This window comes from Streptomyces sp. NPDC058671, assembly GCF_042716475.1.
GTDB lineage: Bacteria > Actinomycetota > Actinomycetes > Streptomycetales > Streptomycetaceae > Streptomyces.
The window spans coordinates 1-14,573 of record NZ_JBHXSA010000049.1 but is presented as its reverse complement, the minus strand read 5'-3'; the positions used below and the strand labels follow the sequence as shown (position 1 = coordinate 14,573).

Here is a 14,573-nt window from a genome sequence, read left to right as displayed (position 1 = left end):
AAGATGGACGGGGTATCAACTAATCTGGCGTTGATTTTTGGCACGCTGTTGAGTTCTCAAGGAACGGACGCTTCCTTTGTACTCACCCTCTCGGGTTTTCCTCCGGGCTTCCCTTCGGTATTTCGTGTTTCCAACCTTACCAGATCGTTTTCCGTACCGTTTCCGGTTCGGGGTTTGTATCCGGTGGCCTGTTGGCTGCCTTTTGCCTCTCGGCGTGTTCACTACTTTAGCTGATCCATTCGGCGACTCATAATTGAGTCGATCGAATTCCTATTCCGGCATGCCGGAATAGACCCCTGCGAGGGGCGTCATGTTCAGTAGTGGATGGCCGCTGCGGGGTGCTCGAACAAGCAGGCCCGTAACCAGCTGCTCGGGCTACGTTAGGCGCTCGGTCGGCCGGAGTCAAGCCTCCGCTTCCGGGGGGTGTGGGCGCGGTACGGGCTCACCGTCGGGTCCTCGTCGATCCAGAAGCGCCAGGGGTGCGGGGCGCCGTCGCCGCCCACGCCGGTGCGGGGGCCGGTGCGGATGCGGTCCGGGTCGGGCGGGGTGCCGGTGAGCAGGGCCAGCGGGGCGTCCGGGTCGGCGCAGGTGTCCGTGCCGTTCAGGGAGAGGGCGACGTCGAGGGCGGTGGCCAGGCGGGCCGGGCCCTTGGCCAGCTCGCGGTCGTATCGCGCCGAGCGTCGGCGTGCGCGGGCCTGGTCGGCGCCCCGGAGGATCTCTCCCGCGCGCAGGAGGACCCCGCTCGCCTCGCCCTCCGGGCCGCACACCAGGTTGAGGCAGTGCCACATGCCGTACGTGAAGTAGACGTACGCGTGTCCGGGTGGGCCGAACATGACGGCGTTGCGTGCCGTGCGTCCCCGGAAGGCGTGCGAGCCGGGGTCGATCGCGCCCGCGTACGCCTCCACCTCCGTGAGGCGCAGTTCCATCCGGCCCTCGTCGGAATTGCGGACGAGGGTGCGGCCGAGGAGGTCGGGGGCGACCTCGATGACCGGGCGGTCGAAGAACGTCCGCGGGAGCGGCGTACGGTCGGGGCTCTCGCTCATGGCGTCCGAGCGTAGTGGGGTCGCGCGGGGAACCGGCTACGGTCATGGCGCGTATGTAGGGGTCAGGACCGACAAGGAGTGACATTCATGGGATTCAAGAAGCTGCTCGCGAGCCTGGGTGCCGGTGGGGCCAGCGTGGAGACGGTGCTCACCGAGGCGAACGTGGTTCCGGGCGGCGTCGTCCAGGGTGAGGTGCGGATCCAGGGCGGCAGTGTCGACCAACAGATCGAGGGGCTCTCCGTCGGGCTTCAGGCGCGCGTCGAGGTGGAGGGCGGCGACCAGGAGCAGAAGCAGGACATCGAGTTCGCCAAGGTTCGCCTGGGTGGTGCCTTCGAGGTGAAGGCCGGCGCGGTGCACGTGGTGCCGTTCGGTCTGGAGATCCCGTGGGAGACGCCGGTGACCTCCGTCGCCGGGCAGCAGCTGCGCGGTATGAACATCGGTGTGAAGACCGAGCTGGAGATCGCCCGCGCTGTGGACTCCGGTGACCTGGACCCGGTCAACGTGCACCCGCTGCCGGCGCAGCAGGCCATTCTGGACGCCTTCCTCCAGCTGGGCTTCCGTTTCAAGAGCGCGGACATGGAGCGCGGCCACATCCGGGGGACGCGGCAGAAGCTGCCCTTCTACCAGGAGATCGAGTTCTTCGCTCCGCAGCAGTACCGGGGGCTGAACCAGGTCGAGGTCAGCTTCGTCGCGGACGACCGCGAGATGGACGTCGTTCTGGAGATGGACAAGAAGCCGGGTCTGTTCGGTGAGGGCAGCGACTCCTTCCGTGCTTTCAAGGTGGGCCTCGACGACTTCCACGCCACCGACTGGGCGGCTTACCTGAACCAGTGGCTCGCCGAGGTCGGTGGCCGTCGCAACTGGCTCTGAGCCCGGCCAGGACGGGGACAGCTCGCCTGTGGCACGTGGGACTCGGCCCGCGGTTCCGCGCGCCGGGGCGTGCCCGGTCGGTCGGTGAGTACGCGGCTCCGGCAGCCGTCTGATCGTTCGTTTGTTGTTTGCCCGCTTCTGGTCTTGGAGAGATCAGAAGCGGGCATCTTTTGTTGCGCGGGAAAATTGCGTTGTCCGACCCCGGCCGGCCCGGCCATCGTTGATCCAGGCCCCACGGTCCCGTCCGGGGCGGGGCCTGCACACGGGAGGTGGGCACAATGCGGGACACACTGGTACTCAACGCGAGCTTCGAGCCGCTTTCGACGGTCACTCTGAACCGTGCGGTGGTGCTTGTCCTGCAGGCCAAGGCCGTCGTCGAGCACGCGCATCCGGAACTGCGGGTGCGGGGTGCCGCGGTCGACCTGCCGGTGCCGCGGGTGATCAGGCTCTGCCGTTACGTACGGGTGCCGTTCCGAAGACAGGCGCCGTGGTCGAGACGGGGGGTGCTGGTCCGGGACCAGCACCGGTGCGCGTACTGCGGGCGGCGGGCGACGACGGTCGACCACGTGGTGCCGCGTGCCCAGGGCGGTGGGGACAGCTGGCTGAACACGGTGGCCTCGTGCGCCGAGGACAACCACCGCAAGGCCGACCGGACGCCGGAGCAGGCGGGGATGCCGCTGCTTCACCAGCCCTTCGAGCCGACGCCGGCGGACGCGATGCTGCTCTCGATGCGGGCGAGCGAGCGGTCGGCGCTCCCTGAGTGGCTGGCGAAGGCGGCCGCGTGACACTCTCCCGTACGGCAGGGGCCCGTCTCTCCAGGTGGTGAGAGGCGGGCCCTTGGCGTCGTGCCTGCGGGTCGGCTAATCGAGCGTCAGCTGGAGGATCGCGGCGACGCCGACCGCGATGATCACTCCGCGCAGGACCGTGGGCGGAAGTCTCCGGCCGACCTTGGCGCCGATCTGGCCGCCGATGGTGGAGCCGACGGCGATGAGCAGGACGGCCGTCCAGTCGAAGTCCGCGACGAAGAGGAAGAAGACGGCGGCGACGCCGTTGACGAGGGCCCCGAGGATGTTCTTGACGGCGTTGATCCGTTGCAGGGTGTCGTGGAGCAGCAGTCCCATGAGGGAGAGGTAGAGCACCCCTTGGGCGGCGCCGAAGTAGCCGCCGTACACGCTGGCGAGGCACAGGCCGACGAGGAGGGCGGGGCCGCCGTCGGGGTGGGCCTCGGTGCCGGTCTGTTCGCGACGGCGCTTGACGGCGGCGGCGATGCGGGGCTGGAGGAGGACCAGGACCAGCGCGAGGCCGATGAGGACGGGGACGATCGTGTCGAAGGCCTGGGAGGGCAGGGCCAGGAGCAGGATCGCGCCGATGAGGCCGCCGACGAGGGCGGCGCCGCCCAGGCGGAGGATACGGACCTTCTGGCCCTTGAGTTCGCGGCGGTAGCCGATGGCTCCGCTGATCGAACCGGGGACGAGTCCGAGGGCGTTGGAGACGTTCGCCGTGATCGGGGGGAGTCCGGTCGCGAGCAGGACGGGGAACGTGATGAGCGTTCCCGATCCGACGATGGTGTTGATGGTGCCGGCGCCGATGCCGGCGGCGAAGACTGCCAGTGCTTCCCAGATGGACAACGCCATCTCCTTACATGGTCAGTGAGTCGCCTCCCCGCCGTGACGTCGTCAGGGTCGAGGGGCTCGCACCGATCATGCACGAGAGGTACGTGTACGGGTCAGTCAACCGGCGGTTCGTCTCGCCTTTCGGCCCCGCCGCTCTTGGTGTTGAAGCCGGGAGCACCGCCGCCCACGTTGCCGAAGGCGCCGGAGAGGCCCTTGAGGGCGTCACCGATCTCGCTGGGCACGATCCAGAGCTTGTTGGCGTCGCCCTCGGCGATCTTCGGGAGCATCTGGAGGTACTGGTACGAGAGGAGCTTCTGGTCGGGGTCGCCCGCGTGGATGGCCTCGAAGACCGTACGGACGGCCTGGGCCTCGCCCTCGGCGCGCAGGGCGGCGGCCTTGGACTCGCCCTCGGCGCGCAGGATCGCCGACTGCTTCTCGCCCTCCGCGGTGAGGATGGCGGACTGACGGGTGCCCTCGGCGGTGAGGATCGCGGCGCGCTTGTCGCGCTCGGCACGCATCTGCTTCTCCATCGAGTCCTGGATGGAGGTCGGCGGCTCGATCGCCTTGAGCTCGACGCGGTTGACGCGGATGCCCCACTTGCCGGTGGCCTCGTCGAGGACGCCGCGCAGTGCCGCGTTGATCTCCTCGCGGGAGGTCAGGGTCCGCTCCAGGTCCATGCCGCCGATGATGTTGCGCAGGGTGGTGACGGTGAGCTGCTCGATCGCCTGGATGTAGCTGGCGACTTCGTAGGTCGCGGCCCGTGCGTCGGTCACCTGGTAGTAGATGACGGTGTCGATGTTGACGACGAGGTTGTCCTGGGTGATCACCGGCTGCGGCGGGAACGGGACGACCTGCTCGCGGAGGTCGATCCGGTTGCGGATCGAGTCGATGAACGGGACGACGATGTTCAGTCCGGCGTTGAGCGTGCGGGTGTAACGGCCGAAGCGCTCGACGATCGCCGCGCTCGCCTGCGGGATGACCTGGATCGTCTTGATCAGGGCGATGAAGACGAGCACCACCAGAATGATCAGGACGATGATGACTGCTGACATCGAGTTCCCCGTGCCCTTCGCTGCCGGTTGACTGCCGGGTGGTCTTGCATGATCGAGTTTCGCAGACGACGGAACGTCATGGGCGAGGTTCGGTCACATGACGACGGCGGTCGCTCCGTCGATCTCCACGACGTCGACCTGGTCGCCCGGTTCGAAGGTCTGTCCGGAGTCGAGCGCGCGGGCCGACCAGATCTCGCCCGCGAGCTTGATCCTGCCGCCTCCGGAAGCGTCGACCCGTTCCAGGACGACGGCCTGACGCCCCCTCAGGGCGTCGACACCGCTGGCCAGTCCGGGTCCGCCGGCGCGGTGGCGGGCGGCGATCGGGCGTACCACCGCGATGAGCGCCACGGAGACGACGACGAACACGAGCACCTGGGGGACGACGCCGAAGCCGAGCGCGGCGGTCACCGCCCCGGCGACCGCTCCGACGGAGAACATGCCGAACTCCGGCATCGCGGTCAGGACCAGCGGAATGCCGAGCCCCACCGCGCCGATCAACCACCAGACCCACGCGTCGATGTCCACGGGGTCATGGTAGGGCGGGTGGGGGCCTCGGGGACAGGGCGCGGGCGGCTGTGCGGGACGCCGGCGCTCCGGCCGGTCACTTCAGGGGCAGGCCGTGGGCGGTCCAGCGGTCGGCGACGCGCTCGACGACGAGCGGCAGGCCGAAGCAGAGCGAGAGGTTGCGGGAGGTCAGTTCCATCTCGATGGGGCCCGCGGCGAGAACCTTGCCCTGACGGATCATCAGGACGTGGGTGAAGCCGGGCGCGATCTCCTCGACGTGGTGCGTGACCATGATCATGGAGGGGGCGTACGGGTCGCGGGCGAGGCGGCCGAGGCGGCGGACCAGGTCCTCGCGGCCGCCGAGGTCGAGGCCGGCCGCGGGCTCGTCGAGGAGCAGGAGCTCGGGGTCGGTCATCATCGCGCGGGCGATCAGGGTGCGCTTGCGCTCGCCCTCGGAGAGGGTGCCGAACTTCCGGTCCAGGTAGTCGTTCATCCCGAGCCGGTCGAGGAAGGCCTTGGCGCGCTCCTCGTCGACCGGGTCGTAGTCCTCGTGCCAGGTGGCGGTCATGCCGTACGCGGCGGTGAGGACGGTCTGCAGGACGGTCTGTCCCTTGGGGAGCTTCTCCGCCATCGCGATGCCGGCCATGCCGATGCGGGGCCGGAGCTCGAAGACGTCGGTGCCGACGCCGCCCAGCTGCTCGCCCAGGACGTGGGCGGTGCCCTTGGTGGGGAAGAGGTAGCTGGAGGCGATGTTCAGAAGGGTGGTCTTGCCGGCGCCGTTGGGTCCGAGGATGACCCAGCGCTCGCCCTCCTTGACCGACCAGGAGACGTCGTCCACCAGAGCCCGTCCGTCGCGGACCACGGATACGTCCACCAGCTCCAGTACATCGCTCATGAGCGCGTTGTCTCCCCTTGCGGTCGAGTCGAGTCGTCGCCTTGCGCCGGTGGGCGCGGCGTCCAGGGAAAACCTACGTTATCGACGGAGCGGGACGGTCCCTGGGCCTGTCCGGAGGGGGAGCCCGCGGGACTTTCCGGACAGGGTCCGGGGCTTCCTCCGACTCCTTAGTCTGGGGGGATGCTTTCGGAACCACGCTCAGGACGCCTGGCGGCATGGGGCAACGCCCTGCTGGCCGGGGCGGTGTCGCCGGACGAGGCGGCGATGGCCATTGTCGGGGAGGACGCGGTGCACCGCGTGGAGGGGCTGCCGGGTGAGGCGGTGCCGGTGGGACTGACGCTGGCGCTCGGCCGGCTGCGGCGGCTCGGGGTGACCGGGTGGCGGGTGGCGCTGCCCGCGCCGGGGCATCCGCTGGGGCTGAGCGGACCGCCGGACTTCAACGCGCGCGCGTTGGAGGCGGAGGAGGCGGTGGTGGGCTTCGGCGCTCCGTACGGTCTCGTGCCGGAGGTCTCCGAGGCGGGTCCTGCGGGTGACGTGCACGTGGAGGTGGTCTGGCGCTGTCTCCCGGTGCGGGAGGCTCCGCCGGCGGACGTGCCGTCGCTCGGCGAGGCCGAGCGGGAATTGGCGGAGGCCCTGCGGGACGCCACGGTCGTACTGACCCGGTTGGACGTCGCGGCCTCGGGGCCGGTGGCGGACGCGGCGCGCGAGGCGTACCGGGCGCGGGCCGAGGTGGGCCGGGAGGTCCTGGCTCCCGGGTATCCGCCGCGGGCGGTCCGGGTCCTGGAGCTGGCGCAGCGGGTGGGGCTGCTCGTGGACCTGGCGTACGACCACGGTCACGGGGGTGCGGTGAGCGCCTCCGAGATGGCGGCGCGTGGGCAGGCGCTGCGGCCCGTGGAGCGGGTGGCGCGGCGGGCCCAGGTGGCGGCGTACAACGCTTATGTGGAGGAGAGGGAGCGGGAGCGGGGGGTCTGAGCTCTGGTGCGCCGGGGGGCTGGGGCACGGTCCCGGGCGCGGGCACGGGCCGGCCCCCGGGGGTGTCCCGGGGGCCGGTGGTTCGGGGTGCTCAGTGGTTGACGGCGTGGTTGCCGAAGGCCGGGTTGAGCAGACCGATCACGTTGACCGTGTTGCCGGAGACGTTCACGGGGACGTGGACCGGGACCTGCACCAGGTTGCCGGAGGCGACGCCCGGCGAGTTGAGGGCCTTGCCCATGGCCTCGGCGCCGTGGGCGGAGGCGACACCCGCGCCGGCGGCGACGATGCCCCCGGCGACCATGGTGAGGGCGGCGGCCTTCTTGAGGTTCTTCACTGGGTACATCCTCCTGGTCATCGCTGCGGCAGGTCAGCCGCAGCACGCCATGGAGAACGCCGCACACCCCGGAAGGTTGCGCCGAACGGGGGACATACACACGACGGTATGAATTACTGAACGGTCGTGCGCCCCGGCGCGCAGGGGGCGCGTCAGTCGGTGAGGCCGTGTCGGACCGCCCAGAGTGCCGCCTGGGTGCGGTCCGCGAGGTCGAGTTTCATCAGGATGTTCGAGACGTGCGTCTTGACCGTCTTCTCGGAGAGGACGAGCGCGCGGGCGATCTCGCGGTTGGAGCGGCCGTCCGCGATCAGGCCGAGGACCTCGCGCTCCCGCTCCGTGAGCGTCGAGCCGCGTCCCGTGCCCCCCGGGGAGTCGTCCTGGGTCAGGAGCGCGCCCGCGACCTCCGGCTGGAGCAGGACGTGCCCCGCGTGGACGGAGCGGATCGCGCCGGCCAGCGCGTCGGGGTCGATGTCCTTGTAGACGTACCCGGAGGCGCCGGCGCGGAGCGCGGGGACCACCGTGCGCTGCTCGGTGAAGCTGGTGACGATCAGGACCCTGGCCGGGTTGTCGAGCGCGCGGAGCCGCTTCAGGGCCTCGATGCCGTCCGTGCCGGGCATCTTCACGTCCATGAGGACGACGTCGGGGCGGAGCTCCTCGGCCCTGGCGACGCCCTCCGCGCCGTCGGAGGCCTCCCCCACGACCTCTATGTCGTCCTGTACCTCCAGGAAGGTGCGCAGGCCCCGTCGGACGACCTGGTGGTCGTCGACGAGGAGCACACGGATCCGCTGGTCAGCCACCGGGAACCTCCATCTCGATCGTGGTGCCCTCGCCCCGGGCCGAGGTCACGGTGAGCGATCCGCCGACGCCGCTCGCCCGGTCCCGCATGGAGACCAGGCCGAGGTGGCGTCCGGCGCTGCGGACCGTACGCGGGTCGAAGCCCTTGCCGTCGTCGGTGATCGTGAGCCGTGCGCCCTGGCCGCTGCGGGTCAGGGAGACGGTGACGAGTTCCGCGTCCGCGTGCCGCAGGGCGTTGTGCAGGGCCTCCTGGGCGACGCGGAGCACGGCCTCCTCCTGCGCGGCGGGCAGCGCGCGGGTGCCGGGGCTCTCGAAGGTGACCCGGGCGGTGTGGGCGCGGTCCAGGACCTGGATGTGGGTGCGGAGGGTATGGACGAGGCCGTCCTCGTCGAGGGCGGCGGGGCGGAGCTCGACGACGGCGGCTCGCAGTTCGTCGGCGGCCTCGGCGGCGAGGGAGGCGACCTGCTGGAGCTCGCCCTTGGCACGGGCGGGGTCACGGTCGACGAGGGCGGCGGCGGCCTGGGCGGTCAGCCGGAGGGAGAAGAGCTTCTGGCTGACCGCGTCGTGCAGCTCGTGGGCGAGGCGGGAGCGCTCCTCGGCGATGGTGAGCTCGCGGCTGCGCTCGTACAGGCGGGCGTTGGTGAGGGCGATGGCCGCGTGCTGGGCGAGGATCGCGAGCAGTTCCTCGTCCTCGGCGGTGAAGCCGCAGCCGCCGGTCTCCCTCGGGCAGCGCTTGTTGGCGAGGAAGAGGGCGGCGAGGATCTCGTCGCCGTCCCTGACGGGCAGGCCGAGGAAGTCGGACAGCTCGGGGTGGGCGTCGGGCCAACCCTCGAAGCGGGGGTCGTCGCGGACGTCGGCGAGCCGCTCGGGCTCGGCCTTGTGGAGCATCGACGCGAGGATGCCGTGCTGCCGGGGCAGCGGGCCGATCGCCTTCCACTGCTCGTCGCTGACGCCGTCGACGACGAACTGGGCGAAGCCGCCGTGGTCGTCGGGGACGCCCAGGGCCGCGTACTCGGCGTCGAGCAGCTCCCGGGCGGAGGCGACGATCGTCTTGAGGACGTCACGGACCTCCAGGTGGCGGCTCATCGCCAGCAGGGCGGTGCTCACGGCGGCCAGGCCGGAGCTCGGTCGATGACTCATGCGGTCACCGTACCGGCGGGTCGTGACCGTGCGTATCGGCCCGGAGGCGGCGGTGGAGGGGGACCGGGGACCTAGGTCGCAGGGCCCGGGGCCCTTCCTCGTCCTCGGGGATGAGGGGCCTGACTGTGCGCATTGCTCACGCAACGCCTGGTGAGGTTGTTACCCGCCCGATGTGAGCCCGCGCATAGGACCCAGGTCACTTACGAACGTTCCTAGTGGAGCTCAGGGAGCGGGTCAGGGTGGGGTGAGCCCGACATAAGGGTGCTTCGGTGGCTCGTGCACGGGCCCCTGATCCACTACCCCAGATCGTACGTCACACCTTTGCCACAGCATTTTGCTGCCGCTAAGAATTGCCAACGTCGCCGCCGAGCAGGCGTAGCGCCACTCCTGGCGGAGCGACTCCCAGCGATTCGAAGAGGTAGTCCGGAATGTCTGCGAACACCCCTGGCCACAGTCGTGGTCTGAAGAAGACCCACAAGGCCACGATCGCCGGCGTCGCCGCTCTGGGCGCCGCCGCGCTCACGCTCTCCCTCGTGCCCGGCAACGGCGCCACCGAAACGGAGCCGGTGGCTCTGTCCGGTACCCAGCAGGTGGCCTGGTCGTACAACGCGAACAGCCCCCAGGCGAAGGCGCTGGCCGCCAGCGTCACCGAGCAGCAGACCACCATCGGTCTGAAGGCCAAGCTGGAGGCGGAGGCGAAGGCCAAGGCCGACGCGCAGGCCAAGGCGAAGGCGGCGGCCGCCGCCAAGGCGAAGGCGGACGCCAAGGCCAAGGCCGAGGCGAAGGCCAAGGCGGACGCCAAGGCCAAGGCCCAGGCGCAGGCGAAGGCCGCGGCGAAGAAGCGTGCCGCGGAGAAGACGGCCGCGAGCCGTTCCGTGGCCCGTACGCCGGTCTTCGCGAACAACCTCGACGGCTGGATCCGCGAGGCGCTGTTCATCATGGACAAGCACAACATCCCGGGCAGCTACAACGGCCTGCACAAGAACATCATGCGCGAGTCCAGCGGCAACCCGCGGGCCATCAACAACTGGGACATCAACGCCATCAACGGCGTCCCGTCCAAGGGCCTGCTCCAGGTCATCTACCCGACCTTCAAGGCCTACCACGTGAAGGGCACCGCGTTCGACCAGTACGACCCGGTCGCCAACCTCGTCGCCGCCGCCAACTACGCGGCCGACCGCTACGGCTCCATCGACAACGTCAACAGCGCGTACTGATCCTTTCGGACCGCTGTCGCACGCCGAAGGGCGGCACCCCCCCGTGCGGGGGGGGTGCCGCCCTTCGGCGTACCGGCGTGCCCGGCGGCTACTTGCGCATGACCTCGGGCTCGTGGCGGCGCAGCAGCCGCGCCACGACGACGCAGCAGACGACGGCCATGAGCAGCTGGACGCCGAGGTCCAGGCTCCACTGGGCGACCGTGTGCTCCCACAGCGGGTCGGTGTTCGTGGGGTTCTTCGGGTCCCACGGCGGCATGAGGCGGGCCAGGTCCAGGGTGGTGCCGGCGCCCGCGATGCCCCAGCGGGAGGGCATCAGCCAGGCGAACTGCTCCAGGCCAGGCGAGCCGTACACCTGGAAGAGGATGCCGGTGAACACGACCTGGATGATCGCGAACATCACCAGGAGCGGCATGGTCTTCTCGGCGGTCTTCACCAGCGCGGAGATGACCAGGCCGAACATCATCGAGGTGAGACCCAGGGCGATGACCTGGACGCACAGCTCGACGGCCGGGGGCATGAAGAGGCCCTCCTCGGGCAGCGCCCGGGTGGAGAAGCCGATGCCGCAGATGATGACGCCCTGGAAGGCCGTGATCAGGCCGAGGACGATGACCTTGGACATGAGGTACGCGGAGCGGGAGAGGCCGGTGGCGCGCTCCCGCTCGTAGATGACCCGTTCCTTGATCAGTTCTCGTACGGAGTTGGCCGCGCCGCTGAAGCACATGCCGACCGCGAGGATCAGCATGATCGTGCCGGCGTCGCCGTTGAAGCGGGACGGCGGTGTCGGCGAGCCCAGGCCGAAGTCGGCGGGGATGACCACCGAGACCGCGCCGAGGACGGCGGGCAGGATGACCATCAGACCCATGAAGCCCTTGTCGGAGGCGATCACGGAGACGTACCGCCGGATCAGGGTCAGCAGCTGGGAGCCCCAGCCCTGCGGCTTGGGCGACCGGGCCATCGCCTGCTGCGGCATCTGGACGGGCTGGGCGGCCACGGAGTCGATGTCCGCGGCGTACATCTGGTAGTGCTGCGAGCCCTTCCAGCGGCCCGCCCAGTCGTAGTCGCGGTAGTTCTCGAAGGCCGAGAAGACATCGGCCCAGGTGGAGTAGCCGAAGAAGTTCAGCGCCTCCTCCGGCGGGCCGAAGTACGCCACCGAACCGCCCGGTGCCATGACGAGGAGCTTGTCGCACAGGCCCAGCTCGGCCACCGAGTGGGTGACGACGAGGACCGTGCGGCCGTCGTCGGCGAGGCCGCGGAGCAGCTGCATGACATCGCGGTCCATGCCCGGGTCGAGACCGGAGGTCGGCTCGTCCAGGAAGATCAGCGAGGGCTTGGTGAGGAGCTCCAGGGCGACCGAGACGCGCTTGCGCTGACCACCGGAGAGGGAGGTGACCTTCTTCTCCTTGTGGATGTCCAGCTTGAGCTCGCGCAGCACCTCGTCGATCCGGGCCTCGCGCTCGGCGGGCGCGGTGTCACCGGGGAAGCGGAGCTTGGCCGCGTAGCGCAGCGCCTTCTGGACGGTCAGCTCCTTGTGCAGGATGTCGTCCTGCGGGACCAGACCGATGCGCTGGCGCAGCTCGGCGAACTGCTTGTAGAGACTCCGGTTGTCGTAGAGGACATCGCCCTCGTTGGCCGGGCGGTAGCCGGTCAGCGCCTTGAGCAGGGTGGACTTTCCGGAGCCCGACGGGCCGATGACGCCGATCAGCGACTTCTCCGGGACGCCGAAGGAGACGTCCTTGAGGATCTGCTTGCCGCCGTCCACGGTGACCGTGAGGTGGCGGGCCGAGAAGGAGATCGAGCCGGTGTCGACGAACTCCTCGAGCTGGCCGCCGACGAGCCGGAACGTCGAGTGGCCGACGCCGACGATGTCCTGCGGGCCGAGGAGGGCCGTGCCGCCCTTGGCGATCGGCTGACCGTTGACGTACGTGCCGTTGTGCGAGCCGAGGTCGCGGATCTCGAAGCGGCCGTCGGGTGTCGCGTGGAACTCGGCGTGGTTCCGCGAGACCTGGAGGTCGGAGACGACCAGCTCGTTCTCGAGGGCACGGCCGATACGCATGACGTGACCGAGGGACAGCTGGTGGAACGTGGTGGGACTACGGTCGGCGTAGGCCGACGACGCCCCCGCGGCGGCGCCGTGCTGACCGTGACCCTGCTGGTGCGGGACCTGCTGCTGCGGCACGTGCGGCTGCGCGGGCGGCGGGCCCTGCTGCCAGCCCGGCTGCGGCGGAGCCTGCTGCTGCGGACTCTGCTGCTGCGGCGGGGCCTGGTGCGTGAGCCATTCGGCCTGCTCCGCGGCCTGGTGCGCGGGGACCGGCTGGGCCACAGGGGCCTGCTGGTGCCCGGCCTGCGGTGCGGCCTGGGCTCCGGCGGCGAGATTCAGCCGCGGGCCGTCGGTCGCGTTGCCGAGGTGGACGGCCGAGCCGGGGCCGATCTCCACCTGGTGGACCCGCTGCCCCCGCAGGAACGTCCCGTTGGTGGAGCCGTGGTCCTCGATGACCCAACTCCGGCCGCCCCAGCTGATGGTGGCGTGGCGCCACGAGACCCTGGCGTCGTCGATCACCAGGTCACCCTGCGGATCGCGGCCGAGGGTGTACGACCTGGACGCATCGAGCGTCCAGGTCCTTCCATTCAATTCCAGTACGAGTTCTGGCACTCCATGCCCCACTACTTGTCCCCCGATGTACCCCCGTCGCTGGGAGTCTAGGGATGGCGAACATCGGGGGGAACTATTTCAGGCCCGGTCCCCTCTCCGAAAGTCGGGCAGCGTGAAGACCCGGGAGAGGGCCCCGCCGGGGCGGGCCGGCGGCCGCTCGGGTGTCCGCTACGCGGGACGGGGGGCCGGGCGGCGGGCGGTGCCCGATACGGTGGAAGCACCATGAGCGCATCGCACACCTCAGACGTTCCCACCCTTCTCGTCAAGATCTTCGGGAAGGACCGTCCCGGGATCACCGCGGGACTCTTCGACACCCTCGCCGCCTACTCCGTCGACGTCGTGGACATCGAGCAGGTCGTCTCCCGCGGCCGCCTCGTCCTGTGCGCGCTCGTCACCGAGCCGACCCTCGCGTCGCAGGGCGAACTCCGGGCCACCGTGCACAGCTGGGCCGAGTCCCAGAAGCTCCAGGCCGAGATCATCTCCGGTACGGGTGACAACCGGCCGCGCGGCAGTGGGCGCTCCCACGTGACCGTGCTCGGGAACCCGCTGACCGCGGAGCAGACGGCGGCCATAGCGGCCAGGATCGCGGAGACCGGCGGCAACATCGACCGTGTCTTCCGGCTGGCGAAGTATCCGGTGACGGCGGTCGAGTTCGCCGTCTCCGGGTGCGAGACCGAGCCGCTGCGGACCGCCCTGGCCCCCGAGGCGCACACGATCGGCGTCGACGTGGCCGTGGTCTCGGCCGGGCTGCACCGGCGCGCCCAGCGGCTCGTCGTCATGGACGTCGACTCGACGCTGATCCAGGACGAGGTCATCGAGCTCTTCGCGGCGCACGCGGGCTGCGAGGACAAGGTCGCCGAGGTCACGGAGGCCGCGATGCGCGGCGAGCTGGACTTCGAGCAGTCGCTGCACGCGCGGGTGGAGCTGCTCGCCGGGCTCGACGCCTCGGTGGTCGACAAGGTCCGCGCCGAGGTGCGGTTGACGCCCGGGGCCCGGACCCTGATCCGTACGCTCAAGCGGCTCGGCTACCAGGTCGGCGTCGTCTCCGGCGGGTTCACGCAGGTCACCGACGACCTGAAGGAGCGGCTGGGTCTTGACTTCGCCTCCGCCAACACCCTGGAGATCGTCGACGGCAAGCTCACCGGGCGGGTGACCGGCGAGATCGTGGACCGGGCGGGCAAGGCGCGGCTGCTGCGCCGGTTCGCCACGGAGGCGGGGGTGCCGCTGGCGCAGACCGTGGCGATCGGCGACGGGGCGAACGACCTGGACATGCTGAACGCGGCCGGGCTCGGTGTGGCGTTCAACGCGAAGCCGGTGGTGCGCCGGGCGGCTGACGCGGCGGTGAACGTGCCCTTCCTGGACACCGTGCTGTATCTGCTGGGCATCACCCGCGAAGAGGTCGAGGCGGCGGACGGCCCCGAGGAGCAGCTGCACTGAGCGGTGGCGGCGCGGGTGCGCCGGACCCGTGTACGCCGAAGGGGCCCGGCC

15 protein-coding genes are annotated in these 14,573 nt (G+C 70.3%); 6 read left to right on the top strand and 9 right to left on the bottom strand.

Annotation, left to right across the window (positions count from 1 at the left end; all coding sequences use genetic code 11):
* Positions 1–234, top strand: a 234-nt coding sequence (locus tag ACFWV2_RS32440; RefSeq protein ID WP_384410815.1) for a hypothetical protein, incomplete at its 5' end; no start/stop codon positions are given.
* A gap of 146 nt (positions 235–380) precedes the next feature.
* On the opposite strand, the gene ACFWV2_RS32435 is transcribed toward ACFWV2_RS32440, so the two are convergent.
* A complete protein-coding gene (locus ACFWV2_RS32435) occupies positions 381–1,043 on the bottom strand; it encodes a DNA-3-methyladenine glycosylase (protein WP_384410812.1) in 663 nt (220 codons plus the stop codon).
* A gap of 87 nt (positions 1,044–1,130) precedes the next feature.
* Between ACFWV2_RS32435 and ACFWV2_RS32430 the strand changes: the two genes are divergently transcribed.
* Entirely contained in the window at positions 1,131–1,913 is a 783-nt protein-coding gene (locus ACFWV2_RS32430) for a sporulation protein (protein ID WP_384410809.1), read from the top strand.
* 278 nt (positions 1,914–2,191) lie between these two features.
* Positions 2,192–2,698, top strand: a complete 507-nt coding sequence (locus ACFWV2_RS32425) for an HNH endonuclease (RefSeq protein ID WP_360782452.1) — start codon at positions 2,192–2,194, stop codon at positions 2,696–2,698.
* Positions 2,699–2,773: 75 nt separating this feature from the next.
* Here the strand turns inward: ACFWV2_RS32425 and ACFWV2_RS32420 are convergent, their stop codons facing one another.
* The 4 genes from ACFWV2_RS32420 to ACFWV2_RS32405 form a co-directional block, all read right to left on the bottom strand.
* Positions 2,774–3,547, bottom strand: a complete 774-nt coding sequence (locus ACFWV2_RS32420; protein ID WP_384410806.1) for a sulfite exporter TauE/SafE family protein — start codon at positions 3,545–3,547, stop codon at positions 2,774–2,776.
* Between the two features lie 92 nt (positions 3,548–3,639).
* Positions 3,640–4,578: an SPFH domain-containing protein gene (locus tag ACFWV2_RS32415; RefSeq protein WP_384410802.1), complete on the bottom strand. Its 939-nt coding sequence runs from the start codon at positions 4,576–4,578 to the stop codon at positions 3,640–3,642.
* A gap of 93 nt (positions 4,579–4,671) precedes the next feature.
* Positions 4,672–5,103, bottom strand: coding sequence for an NfeD family protein (locus ACFWV2_RS32410; RefSeq protein ID WP_360782460.1), 432 nt, complete (start codon positions 5,101–5,103; stop codon positions 4,672–4,674).
* A 76-nt stretch (positions 5,104–5,179) separates the two neighbouring features.
* Positions 5,180–5,977: an ABC transporter ATP-binding protein gene (locus ACFWV2_RS32405; protein ID WP_384410799.1), complete on the bottom strand. Its 798-nt coding sequence runs from the start codon at positions 5,975–5,977 to the stop codon at positions 5,180–5,182.
* A gap of 180 nt (positions 5,978–6,157) precedes the next feature.
* Here ACFWV2_RS32405 and ACFWV2_RS32400 point away from each other — a divergent pair, with 180 nt between their 5' ends.
* Positions 6,158–6,949, top strand: coding sequence for a hypothetical protein (locus ACFWV2_RS32400; RefSeq protein WP_360782465.1), 792 nt, complete (start codon positions 6,158–6,160; stop codon positions 6,947–6,949).
* Positions 6,950–7,040: 91 nt separating this feature from the next.
* On the opposite strand, the gene ACFWV2_RS32395 is transcribed toward ACFWV2_RS32400, so the two are convergent.
* From ACFWV2_RS32395 to ACFWV2_RS32385, 3 genes are all read right to left on the bottom strand, one after another.
* Entirely contained in the window at positions 7,041–7,283 is a 243-nt protein-coding gene (locus ACFWV2_RS32395) for a chaplin (protein ID WP_360782468.1), read from the bottom strand.
* Positions 7,284–7,435: 152 nt separating this feature from the next.
* Entirely contained in the window at positions 7,436–8,080 is a 645-nt protein-coding gene (locus ACFWV2_RS32390) for a response regulator (protein ID WP_384410794.1), read from the bottom strand.
* Entirely contained in the window at positions 8,073–9,218 is a 1,146-nt protein-coding gene (locus ACFWV2_RS32385) for a GAF domain-containing sensor histidine kinase (protein WP_384410789.1), read from the bottom strand. Before ACFWV2_RS32385 ends, ACFWV2_RS32390 begins: the two co-directional genes overlap by 8 nt.
* Positions 9,219–9,646: 428 nt before the next feature.
* Here ACFWV2_RS32385 and ACFWV2_RS32380 point away from each other — a divergent pair, with 428 nt between their 5' ends.
* The gene (locus ACFWV2_RS32380) at positions 9,647–10,435 is read left to right on the top strand and encodes a transglycosylase SLT domain-containing protein (protein WP_384410786.1); all 789 of its coding nucleotides are present in this window, start codon (positions 9,647–9,649) and stop codon (positions 10,433–10,435) included.
* A gap of 88 nt (positions 10,436–10,523) precedes the next feature.
* On the opposite strand, the gene ACFWV2_RS32375 is transcribed toward ACFWV2_RS32380, so the two are convergent.
* Positions 10,524–13,097, bottom strand: coding sequence for an FHA domain-containing protein (locus tag ACFWV2_RS32375; RefSeq protein WP_384410783.1), 2,574 nt, complete (start codon positions 13,095–13,097; stop codon positions 10,524–10,526).
* A gap of 210 nt (positions 13,098–13,307) precedes the next feature.
* Here ACFWV2_RS32375 and serB point away from each other — a divergent pair, with 210 nt between their 5' ends.
* The gene (serB, locus tag ACFWV2_RS32370) at positions 13,308–14,522 is read left to right on the top strand and encodes a phosphoserine phosphatase SerB (RefSeq protein ID WP_384410780.1); all 1,215 of its coding nucleotides are present in this window, start codon (positions 13,308–13,310) and stop codon (positions 14,520–14,522) included.
* Positions 14,523–14,573 lie beyond the last annotated feature (51 nt).